We start from the raw sequence: 16988 nt of genomic DNA on the forward strand, positions 1-16988 counted from the left end.
ACCTGTATCACTGTAGGCACTCGGCTGTATTGTGGGCTCTTCCGGAGCCTTAGACGTAGATCGTCAAGGATGCAGCGTGAGGCCGGGTTAAATGCCCATTATCTGAAATGTTACAAGGTCGGCCGCTTCTGGCTAACCAGAAATGTGAAGACACAAAACTAATCGATAGGATGGATGGTCTCATGAGAAAAGTAAAAAAAGCCATTATTCCGGCTGCAGGCCTGGGTACCCGATTTTTGCCGGCTACCAAAGCTATGCCTAAGGAAATGCTGCCTATCGTAGACAAACCAACAATACAATATATTGTTGAAGAGGCAGTAGCGTCAGGAATCGAGGATATCATTATTGTGACCGGCAAAGGGAAGCGGGCGATCGAAGACCATTTCGATAATGCTTTTGAGCTTGAGCTTCACCTGATGGACAGAGGCAAGCTGGCTTTATTGGAAGAAGTGCGCAAGCCCTCTAACGTGGATATTCATTACATAAGGCAAAAAGAAGCACGGGGGCTCGGACATGCCGTATGGTGTGCCCGTAATTTTATTGGAGATGAACCTTTTGCGGTTCTGCTCGGTGATGACATCGTCGTGTCCGATGTACCCTGCACCCAGCAATTGATTGAACAGTATAACCGACTGGAGCGCTCCATAGTTGGAGTCCAGACCGTATTGCCTGAACATTGCGACCGTTATGGTATTATTGATCCTCTTGAAACTGAAGGAAGAGTATCCACCGTGAACCGTTTTGTAGAAAAACCTCCACGGGGTACAGCCCCGTCCAATCTGGCCATTATGGGCCGGTATGTTCTAAATCCTGAAATTTTCGATTATCTGGAGCAGCAGGAAATCGGTGCAGGTGGTGAAATCCAGCTGACCGATGCGATACATCGCCTGAATCAGGCACAGGGAGTCTATGCCTATGATTTTGAAGGCGTCCGTTATGATGTTGGGGAGAAGCTGGGCTTTATTCTGACCAGCGTTGATTTTGCACTGCGCAATCCTGAACTGCAGTCACAGCTGCTGCCAGCACTGGAAGCCGTTGTTGCGCGGGAGAAAGAAAGAAATCTTCTAAGTGTCAGGGGTGAAATGTAATGTCAGCATCTCCCGAAACAGAAGTTGAATCCCTTATCGCTTCTGCTAGTGAGGTCTATATCGACGGAAGTGTGCTTGAGGCGAGCACACGTGTCAGTTCCTATATTTATTTCAAACGTATTCTCGATGTCTGCTGTGCCGCAGTCGGTCTGGTTGCTCTATCGGCTCTGCTGCTTGTGATCGCGGTTCTGATCAAGCTGGAAGACTGGAAGGGACCGGTTATCTTCTATCAGACCCGTGTAGGTAAGGACGGCAAGCATTTTAGAATGTACAAATTCCGTTCTATGGTTACCAATGCGGAGGCCCAGCTGGAGCAGCTTCTGGAGCATAACGAGATTCAGGGAGCCATGTTTAAGATGAAGGAGGATCCGCGTGTCACCCGTGTCGGCCGGTTTATCCGCAGGACCAGTCTGGATGAACTGCCACAGCTTTTCAATGTGCTGAAAGGGGATATGAGTCTGGTAGGACCCCGGCCTGCGCTGCCGAGAGAAGTCGAAGAGTACTCGCCATATGATAAACAAAGACTTCTCGTAACACCGGGTTGTACAGGTTTATGGCAGGTAAGCGGACGCAATCATCTAACTTTTCATGAAATGGTACGCCTTGATCTGGATTATATCTGCAACCGCAGCATCCTGCTCGATATCAAAATTATATTGAAGACGTTCCGGGTTCTGCTGGGCTCAAAGGATGCGTACTGAATCTATGAAAATAGAGGTGTGAAGATGGAGCTGAATTCAAAAATTTATGTAGCCGGTCATAAGGGACTGGTCGGTTCTGCCATTCTGCGGGCATTGCAGGAGCAGGGCTACTCCCAGCTTGTCTATCGTACCAGCTCCGAGCTGGATCTGCGGGATAAGGCGGCAGTGGACGAATTTTTTGCCCAAGAGGAGATTGATTATGTCTTCCTGGCAGCCGCCAAGGTCGGGGGCATCGTAGCCAACCATGAATATCCGGCTGACTTTATCCGCGACAATCTGCAGATCCAGACGAATGTGATTGATGCAGCATACCGTTATGGTGCCAGAAAGCTGCTTTTCCTGGGCTCGACGTGCATCTATCCGAAGCTGTCACCCCAGCCCATCAAGGAAGAATATCTTCTGACCGGTGAACTGGAGAAAACCAACGAGCCTTATGCCATTGCCAAAATTGCGGGGATCACCATGTGTCAATCCTATAACCGCCAATATGGCACACGGTTTATCTCAGCGATGCCTACGAACATGTACGGTCCCAATGATAACTTTGATCTCCATACGTCTCATGTGCTTCCGGCACTGCTGCGTAAATTTCATGAAGCGAAGGAACAGGGGCTGCCCTCCGTGGAGGTCTGGGGTACGGGAAGCCCGCGGAGAGAGTTCCTGCACTCCGATGATTTGGCTGATGCCTGCCTGTTCCTGATGAACCATTATGAAGGCGATGAGATTGTGAACATTGGAGTGGGGGAAGACATCTCGATCCGCGAATTGGCCGAACTGGTCAGCCGAATTGTCGGTTATCAAGGCCAAATCGAGTTCAATACTTCTTATCCGGACGGTACGCCGCGGAAGCTCGTGGATGTCTCCCGGATTCATGCACTGGGCTGGGCGGCGCGGATCTCTCTCGAAGAGGGGATTACGTCGGTATATGATGCTTATCAAAAAGAGGCACTGGTTCAAAATTAGCAGCAGCAAGCTGGACTTAAAAATAGAATCTGAGTGGAGGAACCCCATATGAAAAGAGCATTAATTACCGGAGTAACCGGACAGGACGGTTCATATCTTGCAGAGTTTTTGCTGGAAAAAGGCTACAGAGTTTACGGTTTGCGCAGAAGAACAAGCACTCCAAATTTCGAGAATGTGGAACATATCAAGGATCAGATTCACTGGATTTCCGGAGACCTGACCGATCTGGCGTCGCTGATTGAAGCGGTTCGTTTGGCACAGCCGGATGAAGTATATAACCTGGCTGCACAGTCTTTCGTTGCGGCATCCTGGCCGCAGCCGCTGCTTACAGGGCAAATTACGGCATTGTCCGTTACCAATATGCTTGAAGCCGTTCGGATCATGAAGCCGGATGCCAAGTTCTATCAGGCCTCCAGCAGTGAGATGTTCGGTAAAGTTGTAGAGACACCGCAGTCCGAGACAACGCCGTTCTATCCGCGCAGCCCTTATGGGGTGGCCAAGGTTTACGGCCACTGGATCACGGTGAATTATCGTGAAAGCTTCAATATGTTCGCCTGCTCGGGAATCCTGTTTAATCACGAGTCCCCGCGCCGCGGTCTCGAATTTGTTACCCGCAAGGTAACAGACGCTGTGGCCCGCATTAAGCTCGGCCTGCAGGACGAGCTGCGGATCGGCAACCTGGATTCACTCCGCGACTGGGGGTTCGCCGGCGATTATATCAAGGCGATGTGGCTGATGCTGCAGCAGGAAGAGCCGGACGATTATGTCATCTCCACAGGTGAAATGCATACGGTACGGGATCTTTTGGATGTAGCTTTCTCTTATGTGGGTCTGAACTACCAGGATTACATCGTCATTGATCCGGAGTTTGTCCGTCCGGCAGAAGTGGATCTGCTCCTGGGCGACTGCACCAAGGCGAAGGAGAAGCTGGGCTGGGAGCTTGAGGTCGGATTTGAGCAGCTGATCCACATGATGGTGGATGCCGATCTGGACCGTGCAAGGAAGCTTGCCGACCACACCATTACCGCCATCTACTAATCGGGTTCCGAGGAAATGAACAAATCCGTGGAACTTCTCGGTAAAATATTTAAAGGCAATTTCTCAGCCCTTCTCGCAGGCAACCTGATCTATGCTGCATCCCAGTGGGGCATGATCATGTCGATTGCCAAATTGGGCAATCCCGCGATGGTGGGGCAATTTTCCCTGGCTCTTGCTCTCATCGCTCCCCTGATTCTGTTCAGTAATTTTCAGCTTCGTAATTTTCAGGCTACCGATGCCAAAGACGAGTACGCATTTACAGAATATTTCCGGCTGCGAATGCTCATGAGTATTCTGTCGCTGCTGTGCGTTGCTGTGATTGCGGTCTCGGGGGACTACTCGTCTGTATTGCGGCTTGTCATTCTCTTCGTGGGAATATCCAAGGTTATTGAGTCTGTCTCTGATATCATTTTTGGCTTGTTTCAAAAGCATGAACAAATGCACTGGATCGCCAGATCCATGATTATGAAAGGTTTGTCCTCCGTTGCTGTACTGTCAGTAGTATTACTGCTGACAGACAGCATTGTCTGGTCTGTGGTGGGGATGTCGTGTGCCTGGCTGCTGATTCTGGTCTTGTATGATATCAGAAACGCTATCCGTGTACTGAAACAGTTGTACAGCAGAACAGGTCAGCAGAAAAAATATTTTTGGGAACAAGTCAATCTGCGGCGGATCTGGAAACTGGGCTTACTCACGATTCCGCTTGGAATTGTTGCAACCCTGGACTCGCTGATGAATAATATCCCGCGCTATCGGCTGCAGGCTTTTGGCGGGGAGGAAATGCTCGGTTATTATGCTGCTATTGCATATATCATGGTAGCGGGCGGTACCTTCATTACTGCATTAATACAAGCGTTCAGTCCTAAGTTGTCTGTTCTGTATCATCAGCATCTGGATCGATTCCGAAAAGATCTGCTGAAGCTGTCCTTTCTCGCAGGATGTATAGGAATCACAGGTATTCTAATCTCTTTGGCTGCCGGCAGGCCTATACTCAATCTGCTGTACAGCAAGGAATACGGACAGCACAGCGAGATTCTCACGATTATTATGCTTGCCAGTACCATCTGGTTCATATCCAGCTGTCTGGGGGCAGGGTTAACAATATCGCGAAATATGAATGTACAAGTACCGATCTATGTTGTGTCCTGTGCATCCGTGTTTGTGTCTGCTTTTTTCCTGATTCCCGGCTATGGTATGTCTGGCGCAGCCTGGAGCATCGTCATAGGAATGCTGGTAAGAGGGGTCAGCATCGCTGTAAGTCTGTTCATTGTCATTCGAAGAAAGATGGCTGCTCAGCCTATAGCCAAGCCGGGTGAAGCCGTTCTTAACCAGCAGAGCAGCAATTGACTGACAGGGTGCTGGAGATTCACTGGAGATTCATTGTGTAGGAGGCCAATCATGAAAATATTGCACGTAATCGCCAACCTGGCACCAAGGTACGGAGGGCCGGCCAAGGCGGGACTGGAGATGTCGAGCGCCTTGGCCAGACTTGGGCATGACGTAACGATCTTCACCACTAACCAGGATGGGGCCGGTGTGCTGGATGTACCGGTGAATAAGCCGGTGGTACAGGATGGTGTAACCATTCGTTATTTTCCGGTTCAATTTCCGAAGTTCTGGCGCACCTCATCTTCTATGGCCAAGGCGCTGAGAGAAGAAATGAGGCAGTATGATATCGTCCACATTCATTCCATCTATCTGTTTCACGGAATGGTGGCCGGACACTACGCCCGCAAATATAAAATCCCATATATTATCCGTCCTCACGGTACGCTGGATCCTGTTATGTATGCACGTCATCGTTACCGTAAGAAGGTGATGGAGCTGCTGTTCGAGAACCGCAACATCCGAAAAGCGGACGCTCTGCATTATACAACTGAAGAAGAAATGATTCTGGCCCGGCCTTATGTCTTCGATAGTCCGGGTTTTGTTGTGCCTAACGGGCTGAACAGCGCGGATTACAGCCAGCTTCCGGCGGAAGGAACTTTTCGCAGCACAATAAAAGGGCTGGGCACCAAGAAAATGATTTTGTTCCTGGGACGGGTGAACTTCAAAAAGGGGCTGGACATTCTGGTGCAGTCCTTCCGGATCGTGCACCGCCAGCATCCGGATTCGATGCTGATCATTGCCGGACCTGACGATGATAATTATGCGAAGAAAGTTCAGGGCTGGATTGACGAGGCCGGTCTGACGGAGCATGTGAAATTTATCGGTATGGTCACCGGTGAAGCCAAGCATGCGGTTCTGCGGGATGCGGATATGTTCGTGCTGCCTTCGTATTCCGAGAATTTCGGCATTTCGGTCATTGAGGCGATGGCCTGCGGTATTCCGGTAGTAATCTCTGACAAGGTCAATATTTGGAGAGAGATTGTAGCGAATGAAGCGGGGCTTGCTGCTCCTTGCGACCCTGAGGCCTTCGCCGGCCAGATGAGTGCCCTGCTGTCTGACCCTGAACGGCTGACACGGACAGGAGAGAAAGCGGAACAGATGGTCAAGGACTACTACGAATGGGACAGCATCAGCCGTCTGCTGGATCAGCAGTACAGACATATCCTCAAAGACAACGTATCTGCGGCGGGCACGCCGTGGATGGGTGTAACCGATGTGTAGGGAAGGGGATCCGCATGAACACTCTTCCGAATAAGGTCCGGCTGGACCGCTACGATCAGAGCTGGTATTCCCGCGGCCGCGGCGGCATGATCGTGCTGCTCTGGTGGTTCATCCAGGGCACCCTGTTCCGTTTTTCTCTGCATCCGATGTACCGATGGAGAGCTTTCCTGCTGCGTCTCTTCGGGGCCGACGTTGGCAGGGGCGTGCAGGTCCGCTCCACAGCAAAGTTTACCTATCCCTGGAAGGTCAGGATTGGCGAGTACAGCTGGATCGGAGATCATGTAGAATTCTACAGCCTGGACGAAATTCAGGTCGGCAGTCACTGTGTCATTTCGCAGAACAGCTACTTATGCACCGGTTCCCATAATATCCGTGACCCGCATTTCGGGCTGGTTACGAAGCCGATTACGATTGGTGATGGCGCGTGGATAGCGAGTGATGTCTTTGTCTACCCTGGCGTGGACATTGGGGTAATGGGCGCCGTTGCGGCCCGAAGTACGGTGACCCGTAATGTGCCTAGTAACGAGATTCATGCCGGGACGCCGGCTTCTTTTGTGAAACATCGCTTTCTTGAAGATTCCGAAGAAATGCATGATCCTGCCCGGGAAACGCAGCAGACCAGCCGGGCTGTAATGAAAGAGGTTATGGGATGAAACCGAATATCGTATTTGTCATTAATTATTTTTATCCGGATTACGCGTCTACAGGCCAGATTCTGACCGAGCTGTGCCTTCATCTTCAGCATGACTTCAATATTACGGTGATTGCGGCCCGTCCCGGCGGATATAACGAACAAGGAGTGCGGACGGGCAAAAGGGTCGAGGAAAGCCGGCTTGAGAATATCCGTATTCTTCATATTGCCCTTCCCAACGTGAATAAAAATTCCATGTCGAGCAGGCTGCGATACATCGCAGCCTATTTTTTTCAGGCTGTCCTGCTGCTGCTTCGGCAGCGCAAGGTGGATTTTGTCTATACCATTTCACAGCCGCCGATTCTGGGAGGGACGATTGGCACAATCGGTAAGTGGCTAAAACGCGCCAAGCACATCTATAATATTCAGGATTTTAACCCTGAGCAGGCCGAAGCGGTAGGCTTCAGCAGCCCGCTGATGATCAAGCTTGCACGTGCGGTAGACATCTTCAACTGCCGTATGGCAACCCACATTATTACCGTTGGTTATGACATGAAGGAGACCCTGGAGAAACGGTTTAACTACCACAAGGTGCCTGATAACACAGTAATCCATAACTGGACGAATGAAGAGGAGATCGTGCCGCTGCCCAAGACGCATCCGCGTGTAGCGGATTTTATTGCTGCCCATGGACTGGAAGGCAAGTTCATTGTCATGTATTCCGGCAATCTGGGCTTGTATTATGACCTTGAGAATCTGGTGAGATATACGGATCAATTTAGAGACTTTAAGGATATGGTCTTTGTATTTATCGGCGACGGTGCTGTGAAGAAGAAGATGCAGCAGGTGGTCGAGAAGCTTGGTGTCGATCAGGTCCGCTTCCTGCCTTATCAGCCGAAGGAAGACCTGGTATATTCCCTGAATGCGGCGGATGTCCATCTTGTTGTGAATCAGAAGGGAATCAAGGGCGTGTCTGTGCCGAGCAAAATTTACGGTGTCATGGCCGCAGGTAAGCCTGTCCTCGGTGTCCTGGAGGAAGGCAGCGAAGCCTACCGGCTGATTGAGCTGAGCGGAAACGGGATGCTGGTGGAGCCCCAGCAGTATGATCAATTTGTCAAAAGTATGAAAAACATGTATCTGCTTGACCGTGAACAGCTGCGCAGGATGGGAGGGCGCGGGCGCACCTACCTGGAGAAGCATCTTCGGCGCGAAACGTCGATGGAGAAGTACCGTGTGCTGCTCCGGCAGCTGGCGGACAGTCCGAAGCCTCATACGTATTCCGAGATGGAGGTGCCTCGATGAGATTAGTGTTATTATCCGGCGGCTCGGGCAAGCGCTTATGGCCGCTGTCCAATGACGCCCGCTCCAAGCAATTCCTGAAAGTGCTGGAGAATGAGAACCGTGAGCATGTCTCCATGGTTCAACGGGTATGGCATCAGCTTAAGGCTACGGGGCTCAGCCGCTCAAGCATGATTGCTACCGGCAAAGCTCAAGTCGAGATCATGCAGGCCCAGGTAGGTTATGATGTGCCGCTGCTGATTGAACCGGAGCGGAGGGATACCTTTCCGGCGATCGCACTGGCGGCAGCTTATCTGTATTCGGTAGAAGGGATTGCGCTGAATGAGACGGTGGCCATCCTGCCGGTGGATCCTTACGTGGAGGATCACTTCTTTGAAGTTGTCAAAAGTCTTGACGGAATCCTGCAAGCCAGCGGGGCTGACCTGGCACTGATTGGCGTTCAGCCGACCTATAACTCTTCCAAGTATGGTTACATGATCCCGGAGAAGGAGGTAGACAGCGCCTCGTACCGCCGGGTGGCCCGTTTTCAGGAGAAACCGAGCGAAGAGGAAGCGGAGCTGCTGATTACAGCAGGTGCCCTATGGAACTGCGGTGTATTCGCCTTCAAGCTGGACTATCTGATTACACTGCTGGAGCAGAAGGGGCTTCCCATCCATTACGAAGCGATGCTCAAGCATTATGATACGCTGCCGAAGATCAGCTTTGACTATGAGGTCGTGGAACAAGCAGAGAAAGTGGTTGCTGTTCCTTACGAGGGATACTGGAAGGACCTCGGGACCTGGAATACGCTCACGGAAGAGATGGGGAGCTGTCAGATGGGCAAGGGGATTCTGAGCAGCGACTGCGAGAACACCCACCTGATTAACGAGACCGACATCCCGGTCACCGTTCTCGGTGTCTCCAACATTGTTGTGGCTGCCAGTCCGGACGGTATTCTGGTTACGGACAAAAGCTCAAGCCCGCGAATTAAGGACCTGATTAATTTCAATCAGGGGCCGATGTATGAAGAGCGCGAATGGGGCTGGAGCAAAATTCTGGACACCCAGGCCTATGGCGACGGCAGCCGTGTGGTAACCCGGCGGATCAGCCTTCAGGCCGGCAAAAATCTCGGCTACCGCCTGAATCGTACCTGCCAGGAGGTATGGACGATTGTAAAGGGAGAGGCTGAGTTTATTCACAATGGGAATCTGATGCGGGTACAGTCCGGCAACGTGCTGCATATTCCGGCCAAAACGATGCACGGCATCCGTGCCTTTGATGATGTGGAGTTCATTGCTGTACAGACTGGACCGGATATTTCAGAAGGGGATGCCATTGAACTGTATAAAGACTGGTCCGAAATTGAAAGGCACTGTGCCAAGTAGCGGATGGCGATTCGTTGATGAACATTTGTTACTATATCACCGACTACGGCTATGGTCATGCCGCCCGCAGTGTTGCGCTCATTCGTGAGCTGCTCATGAGGCTCAGTGCCGCGGAGCTGCAGCTGACCATCTGTTCGGAGCGAGTGCTGCCTTTTCTGGTGGCATCTCTCGCCGGGGCAGGCCAGCGAGGCAGCGGCAATATCCATTACCGCCGCGTGAAGCTGGATGTTGGATATGTGCTGAAGCCGGGCACTGTGGAGATCGACCCCTCTGCCATGAAGGCCGCGTACGGAAAATATATAGAATCCTTCTCTGTGCTGGTTCAGCAGGAGAGGGATTTTTTACTTCAGGGGAAGTTTGATTGGGTCATTTCAGATATTTCAGCCATTCCTTTTGCGGCGGCTTCTGCAGCCCGAATTCCGTCTATAGGCATCTCTAATTTTACCTGGTATACAGCCTGTCGTGATGTCCTGAATGAAAAGGAGCTTCAACCGCTGTATGAGGCCTACCGGAACATGGATTATTTTATTTCACTGCCTGGTGCGGCCGATGAGCCTGATTGGGGCCGGCAGGCAAGATTGGAAGCGGGGTTTTATTCAAGGCCTGCAGATCACCGGACGGTCCTGGAGTTAAGGCAGCAGCTGGATCCGTACGGCGGCAGCTTGATTGTCTATTTTGCGATCGGAATGGGAATGGACGTGCAGGGGCTTGAAACATTGAGATGGATGGAGGACAACCGCTGTCTCTTCATTGTATCCAGTAATATGCCTGTCGAAGGGAAACGGATCATCCGCATTCCCCGGGAAATGACAGAGTCCCAGCTGTATCTGGCTGCCTCTGACCTCGTTATCTCCAAGCCAGGCTGGGGCACAGCCAGTGAAGCGGTTCAATACGGCAAGCCCATGCTTCTGATCGAGAGGGGGGCTATGCCAGAGGACCGGAACACCATTGATGTTCTGCGTAAGCTTTTGCCTGTCCGGCTGCTCCGTTGGGAGGAACTGGCGGACCTGAATGACCTGCCTGCATGGCTGGAGGAGCAGGGGTTATCTGTCCGTCCTGGAGCTGGAATGAAAGGGAACAGCGGGGAAGAAGGAGTCAAAGCTCTGACAGATTGTGTTTTGAACCTTCTCTCTGTTCCGGGAGCTGAATAATAAGGATTGTAACTCAAGGAGGAGACGGACTTGAAATTAACGATGATTGGTACGGGTTATGTAGGGCTGGTATCAGGGGTATGTTTTGCAGAGCTTGGGAATGAAGTGATCTGCGTCGATGCTGCTGCCCATAAAATTGATATGCTGAACGCAGGGGAAGTGCCGATCTACGAACCGGGACTCAAGGAGCTGATCGCGTCTAACCGGGCGAAAGAGCAGCTGTCCTTCACCACCGACCTGAATGAGGCCGTTGGTTATGCTGATATTATCTTTATCGCGGTAGGAACACCTTCACTGCCTAATGGAGAGGCTAACTTGAGCTACATTGAACAGGCTGCAGCTGATATAGCCAGAGCGATGAACGGACACAAGATCATTGTGACGAAAAGCACCGTGCCGGTAGGCACGAATGAAATGATCCGGGATTTGATATCTAGGAATACTTCCCACTCTTTTGCAGTAGCCTCCGTTCCGGAATTTTTGCGGGAGGGCACAGCAGTTCAGGATACGCTGGCCCCTGACCGTGTCGTTATTGGAACAGAGGACGGAGAGACCCTGCGGACCCTGGTGGAGCTGCATAAGCGCCTGACTCATCATATTATCACAACCGATATCCGCTCGGCGGAGATGATCAAATATGCGTCGAATGCTTTCCTGGCTACCAAAATCTCATTTATCAACGAGATCGCCAATATCTGTGAGAAGGTAGGAGCTGATGTTACACGGGTTGCTGAGGGAATGGGATATGACCGGCGGATCGGGTCGGCTTTTCTGAAGGCGGGTATCGGTTATGGCGGATCTTGTTTCCCCAAGGATACCGAGGCTCTAATCCAGATTGCCGGGCATGTGGATTATGAATTCAAGCTGCTGAAATCCGTAGTGGAAGTAAATAATGATCAGCGTTTTAACGTCATCCGCAAGCTTAAGGAAGCGTTGGGACCCTTGGAAGGCAGAAATATTGCAGTCTGGGGTCTTGCCTTCAAGCCGGATACGGATGATGTCCGGGATGCGCCAGCGATGGATATTATTCAAAGCCTGCTCGCCCAAGGGGCGCACGTTAGGGCTTATGATCCGATTGCACAGGCCAACTTCCGCCGGGAGCTGGATCACCCGTCCATCACGTGGGCAGAGGATGCATGGGAAGCAGCACAGGATAGCGAAGCTGTATGCCTGCTGACGGAATGGAGCGAATTCCGGCTGGTTGACCTGAACGAGCTGGCGGCTGTCATGAAAGACCATGTTCTTATTGACGGCCGGAATGTGTTCGGTCCCGAGCAGGTCCTGCTGTCCCCGTTCCGCTATTACTCGGTTGGGCGGCCTGACTTGACGCATTTGGAGCAGCGCATCGCTGTTCGCAACGGATAAGCAGGAGAGGCGGGAAGGGATACGGATGAAGAAGTGGCTGAAAATATCGCTTATCACTTCCGGAATCGTCGCTGCGGGTGTCTTCGGGTACGGAGTTTATCTGTACCAGAGCGTAAAGTCGACCGCAGACCAAATGTACCAGCCCCGGAATCCGGTTCCGGAGGCTGTCGCAAGTCTGAATCCAACGGGGAAAGGCGGCCATCCCCGGCAGCCTGCGAATCTGAGCGGGAAAGAGCCGTTCACACTGCTGATCATGGGAGTTGATGAACGATCAGGGGACCGCGGCAGATCAGATACTCTGATTGTTGCGGGCGTCAATCCGGCGAATAAGTCTGTGCTGCTGTTCAACATTCCCCGGGATACACGGACCCTGATCGCAGGGAAGGGGACCGAAGATAAGATTAACCATGCCTATGCTTTTGGCGGGGTTGATATGGCGGTGGCAACTGTAGAGCAGTTTCTGGGCACTCCGGTAGACTATTATGTGCGTGTGAACATGGAAGGCTTCAAGCAGTTAATTGATCTTTTCGGCGGTGTTCAGGTCCATAACAAGTTTGCCTTTGCTTCCGGCGGCTACCAGTTTGACCAGGGACTGATTCAGATGGATGGGGCGAAGGCGCTTGCCTATGCGCGGATGAGGTACGAAGATCCCAAGGGGGACCTTGGGCGAAATGACCGCCAGAAACAGATTCTTGAGCAGCTGATGGATCAGGCCCTGCAGGCATCCAGCCTGTTACGCATTGAATCTGCACTGAAAGAAGTCGGTGCTAACGTCCGGACAGATATCTCATTCGATGACATGAAGAAGCTGCTGACCGATTATCGCGCAGACCTGAAACAGCTGAAGACGGAGGAGATCCGGGGGAAAGGGACAAAAATGGGCGGCATTTATTATTATCTGGTAGATGAGAAAGAGCGCTCACGCATCCATGATCTGCTGGAGAAGCAGATGGAACCGGTATCAGGTCCTTAGGGGCTTAGGTTGAAAATATTAAGGACTTGCGAAGAATGTCTTGACAACGCGTACGGTGTCGAGTAAATTACTGGTTAAGATACAAAGTGTATCAGCGACCGTGTCGAAGACCGGAATTTGCGCGATCAAGGAGACATTTCATTGATTGATAAGGGCAGATTTTACTGCGTCAGCTGTCAGAAGATATTGCCGGTACCTTATTCCCTGCAGGATCAGGATGGAACAGACGGGAACCTGCCTTATATTTTCCGTACCGGATTCTATCGCAGCGAGATATCTCTGGGCTGCTGTCAGCACTGTATGAGGGCATCACATCCTTCCCCGGTGCATGAGTCTGTGTTATCCGGCGGCAGTCATGAAGCCCATTCACCGACCCATCGATCTTTTGTGTGTAATGAAGAATCCGAGCTGTAACTTAAAATCCCCCGTTCATCGCATAGGCGATCTGCGGGGGATTATTTTTGTTTATCCTGCCTGTGACTCTGTGCTTTCTACTGCGGAGAGAGCCTGTATGCGATCATTATCAGTCAACCATTCTGTCTCTTCCGTCTCTTCCATGCCTCCGCTGGTTCCGTTGAAGACACCGCCCTCAGCCACAATCAGAGATTTGGCCTGTATATTGCCGTACAGCTTGCCTGAAGCCATAATGGTCAGCTTTCCCTCGGCTGTAATGTCGCCGAACACTTTCCCAGCTATGATCACATTTCGGGCCGTGATGCAGCTGCGAAGGATGGAGGATTCCCCAATGATGACATCCCTCGTGCTGACAATATCCCCAATGAGCCTGCCCTCGATTCTAAGATCGGCCGAGCAGTGAAGGCTTCCCTGTATTTCAGTGCCCTGACCGATCAGTGTATCCGTTGAAACGGCCGTCCGTTTCGTTTCCTTGAACATGGTTCATTCCCCCTGTAACCATATGGAGTAGAATAAGGTATCCGCTCTCTTTGTTCCAGACCACCTGGCATCAGCTGCGTCCCAAGACGCTGAGCGGGTCGATCTCTCTGCTGTTCTTCGTAACCTGGAAATGCAGATGCGGTCCTGTGCTGCGGCCGGTACTGCCGAGATCACCAATGACTTCTCCCTGGGCGACTTTCATACCTGTCTTCACCCTGATCTTGCTCAAATGCATGTAACATGACTCCATTCCGTTACCGTGGGCAATAATGATGTAGTTTCCCCTTGAGCCATCCCGGCCTGTATCGATGACCTCACCTCTGCCTGCAGCGAAGACCGGGTCACCGATTTTGCCCCCGATATCAATGCCTGCGTGAAAAGCAGACGTCCTGTGGAACGGATCACTTCGGTAGCCGAAGCTTGAAGTGATTCGGGTAGATGAGGTTGGCCATAAGGAAGGTGCTGCAGGGGTAGGTGCTTTTTTGTCCCGCTGCGTACGGGCTTTTTTTTGCTTTGGCTGAGCAGATGGAATCGATGCAGGGGTGAGCTTTTGTTCTTGGGTCTTAGTGATCCGCGGAGCAGCTGCAGTGACAGCTGGGTCAGGAATAGAAGACTGCATCCGGCGCATCCACTGCTTCATGGTTTCCATATCATCTTCCAGCGGAGCTGCCGAATCGCTCCTCCGGTCGAAGACGGCTGTGTATTCCTGCGGCCGGATCGCAGGTATGACAGCAGAGACTGCGCTGTCTGGGACAGCCTGGGCAGCAGGCAGAGACAACGCTTTGGCTGTATCCCTGACCAGACTCGCCGCGGCTGGAGCAGAAGGCTGGGACCGGGTGATCCAGGTCTGCAGCTGCTGTTCAAGGCGTGGAAGCCGGTAAGCTTGTTCCTGCAGCGGTATAGGCGGAATGCCGTAATTCGTCATCTGCTCCTGCAATCTGCGGAGAGCCTCATTCCGGTTGGTGACAGTCACATCCAGCTGCAGCTGAGCCGCGGCAAGCGCTTGTTCCAGGCGGCTGACCTGGCGGGTCGAATGGATATGCATCGATATAATCAGAGCGGAAATGGAGAGAAGGGCAGCAGCAGGGACAAGCAGGAGGACCGGTCTTGAAATCTGGAACTGCCTGGCGGCATGCTGGGCATCCCGAAGAATGACGAGGGTCAAACGTTCCTGGGCGACAGCGGATTTCATCATGGCTCCTTTCCGGCCATCCCGGTAGGGAAGCGCCAGTGTGGGGTGCATCCGGATTGCTTATCCGATGCCCAATACACTATGTATTCAGGCCTGTATCAAGTTATGTCAAAAAAGTCATGATCCATTCTGCGTTCTCCTTCGCACTGCAGGGTATGTATGATTAACGGGACCGTGAAACGTTAAGACTGTGTCCATAGTGCTCTAATACATAGTATTCATTCCATAGGTACATAAGGAGGCTGCTGCATGGTATGGCTGTTGATCATTTTATTCGCATTTATATGTCAATTTGGTATTATTCTGCTGCTTGAATTCCGCCAACCGGCCAAGGCAGTCGCTTGGCTCTTCATTTCTCTTTGTGTTCCGCTGCTCGGATTTGTTATCTATTTCTTCGTTGCCCAGGAATATCGCAAGCGTAAAATGATCCGTCATCGAGGCTCCAAGCTGTTCCGTGAGATTCGGACCCGGCTGTGGCAGCAGATGCATCTTGTAGATCAGCCTGGCCAAATGTCCAATCCCGGCTACATCCACGAGAAGCGTCTGTTTCATCTCCTGTCCAATCTTTCGGAAAGTCCGATAACCAGCTGTAATGAGACGAGGGTCCTGACGAATGCCGAAGAAACGTATAAGGCGATACTGGAAGCGATGGAGAAGGCACGGCATCATATTCATATCGAATATTACATTTTCCGAAGCGACGGAATCGGTCAGAAGTTTCAGGACCTTATGCTGCGTAAAGCGAAGGAAGGCGTAAAGGTCCGTTTCATTGTGGATGGCCTGGGCAGCCGGAAGGTGTCTACAGCATTCATCCGACAGCTGCGTGAAGCAGGAGGGGAGTTTCATTATTTCCTGCCCCCGCTGATTGCGTTGTTTGACCGGCGGGTGAATTACCGTAATCACCGAAAGATTGTTGTCGTTGACGGGACAACAGGTTATCTAGGCGGAATTAATGTGGGAGATGATTATCTGGGTCTTTACCCTGATATGGGATTTTGGCGGGATACCCATCTGGAGGTTAAGGGAGACGCTGTTTATTTTCTGCAGACGACCTTTCTGAATGACTGGAAGCTGGCTTCAAAAGAACGGATCGTGGATATGAGCTTGTTTCCGCCCCATCAATGCAAAGGGAACGAACAGGCGCTGATTCTGAGCAGCGGCCCTGACCAGGACTGGAACACGATTCAGGAAATGTGCTTTGGTGCTATCTCGGTGGCGAGCCGGCGGATCTACATAACCTCACCGTATTTTATTCCCGATACCGCTCTCTATGAGGCGCTCAAAACAGCGGCTGTCAGCGGGGTCGATGTCCGGATTCTGATTCCTTATCAGTCAGACTCCCGCCTGGTGCATTTGGCGTCACTCTCCTATGTGGAGGAGCTGCTGATAGCTGGAGTTAAATTCTACCAGTACCATAAAGGGTTTGTGCATGCCAAGGTAATGATTGTGGATGATCTGCTGGCTACAGTGGGCACCGCCAACATGGATATGCGGAGTTTTTTCTGCAATTTTGAGCTGCAAGCTGTGCTCTTTGACCAGAAGGCTATGCAGCATTTGATAGCGGATTTTGAAGAAGATCTGCAGCATTGCAGTGCAATGAATCTTGAAGAATTTAAGGGGCGTTCGCGCCTTCAGAAAACAAGTGAAATCCTGTCCCGGATGCTATCGCCTCTGCTGTAGCGATTCGGGGCGTTTTTTATGATTAAAGTTTATTTTTTT

General features: G+C 51.6%; 16 protein-coding genes. 14 read left to right on the top strand and 2 right to left on the bottom strand.

The window, feature by feature from the left end:
* Positions 1 to 182: 182 nt before the first annotated feature.
* The 13 genes from galU (at position 183) to Q5741_RS12455 (ending at position 13597) form a co-directional block, all read left to right on the top strand.
* Positions 183 to 1088: a UTP--glucose-1-phosphate uridylyltransferase GalU gene (gene galU / locus Q5741_RS12395; protein WP_305024406.1), complete on the top strand. Its 906-nt coding sequence runs from the start codon at positions 183 to 185 to the stop codon at positions 1086 to 1088.
* A complete protein-coding gene (locus tag Q5741_RS12400) occupies positions 1088 to 1789 on the top strand; it encodes a sugar transferase (RefSeq protein ID WP_305024407.1) in 702 nt (233 codons plus the stop codon). Before galU ends, Q5741_RS12400 begins: the two co-directional genes overlap by 1 nt.
* A 24-nt stretch (positions 1790 to 1813) precedes the next feature.
* Positions 1814 to 2752, top strand: a complete 939-nt coding sequence (locus Q5741_RS12405; protein ID WP_305024408.1) for a GDP-L-fucose synthase family protein — start codon at positions 1814 to 1816, stop codon at positions 2750 to 2752.
* A gap of 48 nt (positions 2753 to 2800) precedes the next feature.
* Positions 2801 to 3790 (top strand): GDP-mannose 4,6-dehydratase, encoded by a 990-nt coding sequence (gene gmd, locus Q5741_RS12410; RefSeq protein WP_305024409.1) that lies wholly within the window; start codon positions 2801 to 2803, stop codon positions 3788 to 3790.
* Between the two features lie 15 nt (positions 3791 to 3805).
* A complete protein-coding gene (locus Q5741_RS12415) occupies positions 3806 to 5137 on the top strand; it encodes a lipopolysaccharide biosynthesis protein (protein WP_305024410.1) in 1332 nt (443 codons plus the stop codon).
* Positions 5138 to 5188: 51 nt separating this feature from the next.
* Positions 5189 to 6400 carry a glycosyltransferase gene (locus Q5741_RS12420; RefSeq protein WP_305024411.1) on the top strand — a complete coding sequence of 404 codons (1212 nt, stop codon included), beginning with the start codon at positions 5189 to 5191 and terminating at the stop codon, positions 6398 to 6400.
* 14 nt (positions 6401 to 6414) lie between these two features.
* The gene (locus tag Q5741_RS12425) at positions 6415 to 7053 is read left to right on the top strand and encodes a putative colanic acid biosynthesis acetyltransferase (RefSeq protein ID WP_305024412.1); all 639 of its coding nucleotides are present in this window, start codon (positions 6415 to 6417) and stop codon (positions 7051 to 7053) included.
* Complete coding sequence (locus tag Q5741_RS12430; protein ID WP_305024413.1) at positions 7050 to 8333, top strand: glycosyltransferase family 4 protein; 1284 nt, start codon at positions 7050 to 7052, stop codon at positions 8331 to 8333. Before Q5741_RS12425 ends, Q5741_RS12430 begins: the two co-directional genes overlap by 4 nt.
* Complete coding sequence (locus tag Q5741_RS12435) at positions 8330 to 9694, top strand: sugar phosphate nucleotidyltransferase (protein ID WP_305024414.1); 1365 nt, start codon at positions 8330 to 8332, stop codon at positions 9692 to 9694. The genes Q5741_RS12430 and Q5741_RS12435 overlap by 4 nt, the downstream gene beginning before the upstream one ends.
* A 17-nt stretch (positions 9695 to 9711) precedes the next feature.
* A complete protein-coding gene (locus tag Q5741_RS12440; protein ID WP_305024415.1) occupies positions 9712 to 10845 on the top strand; it encodes a hypothetical protein in 1134 nt (377 codons plus the stop codon).
* Between the two features lie 30 nt (positions 10846 to 10875).
* Positions 10876 to 12210 carry a UDP-glucose dehydrogenase family protein gene (locus Q5741_RS12445; protein WP_305024416.1) on the top strand — a complete coding sequence of 445 codons (1335 nt, stop codon included), beginning with the start codon at positions 10876 to 10878 and terminating at the stop codon, positions 12208 to 12210.
* Positions 12211 to 12235: 25 nt separating this feature from the next.
* Positions 12236 to 13183 (top strand): LCP family glycopolymer transferase, encoded by a 948-nt coding sequence (locus tag Q5741_RS12450; RefSeq protein ID WP_305024417.1) that lies wholly within the window; start codon positions 12236 to 12238, stop codon positions 13181 to 13183.
* 141 nt (positions 13184 to 13324) lie between these two features.
* Positions 13325 to 13597 carry a hypothetical protein gene (locus tag Q5741_RS12455; protein WP_305024418.1) on the top strand — a complete coding sequence of 91 codons (273 nt, stop codon included), beginning with the start codon at positions 13325 to 13327 and terminating at the stop codon, positions 13595 to 13597.
* A gap of 51 nt (positions 13598 to 13648) precedes the next feature.
* Here Q5741_RS12455 and Q5741_RS12460 read toward each other — a convergent pair whose 3' ends face one another.
* Together Q5741_RS12460 and Q5741_RS12465 are read right to left on the bottom strand one after the other, a co-directional pair.
* Positions 13649 to 14077, bottom strand: a complete 429-nt coding sequence (locus tag Q5741_RS12460; RefSeq protein ID WP_305024419.1) for a bactofilin family protein — start codon at positions 14075 to 14077, stop codon at positions 13649 to 13651.
* Between the two features lie 70 nt (positions 14078 to 14147).
* Positions 14148 to 15320: a M23 family metallopeptidase gene (locus Q5741_RS12465; protein ID WP_305024420.1), complete on the bottom strand. Its 1173-nt coding sequence runs from the start codon at positions 15318 to 15320 to the stop codon at positions 14148 to 14150.
* 198 nt (positions 15321 to 15518) lie between these two features.
* On the opposite strand from Q5741_RS12465, the gene cls reads away from it, so the two are divergent.
* Positions 15519 to 16949 carry a cardiolipin synthase gene (gene cls / locus Q5741_RS12470; RefSeq protein WP_305024421.1) on the top strand — a complete coding sequence of 477 codons (1431 nt, stop codon included), beginning with the start codon at positions 15519 to 15521 and terminating at the stop codon, positions 16947 to 16949.
* The last annotated feature ends 39 nt before the right edge of the window (positions 16950 to 16988 follow it).

The organism is Paenibacillus lacisoli (assembly GCF_030580655.1).
In the GTDB taxonomy this organism is placed as follows: domain Bacteria; phylum Bacillota; class Bacilli; order Paenibacillales; family Paenibacillaceae; genus Paenibacillus; species Paenibacillus lacisoli.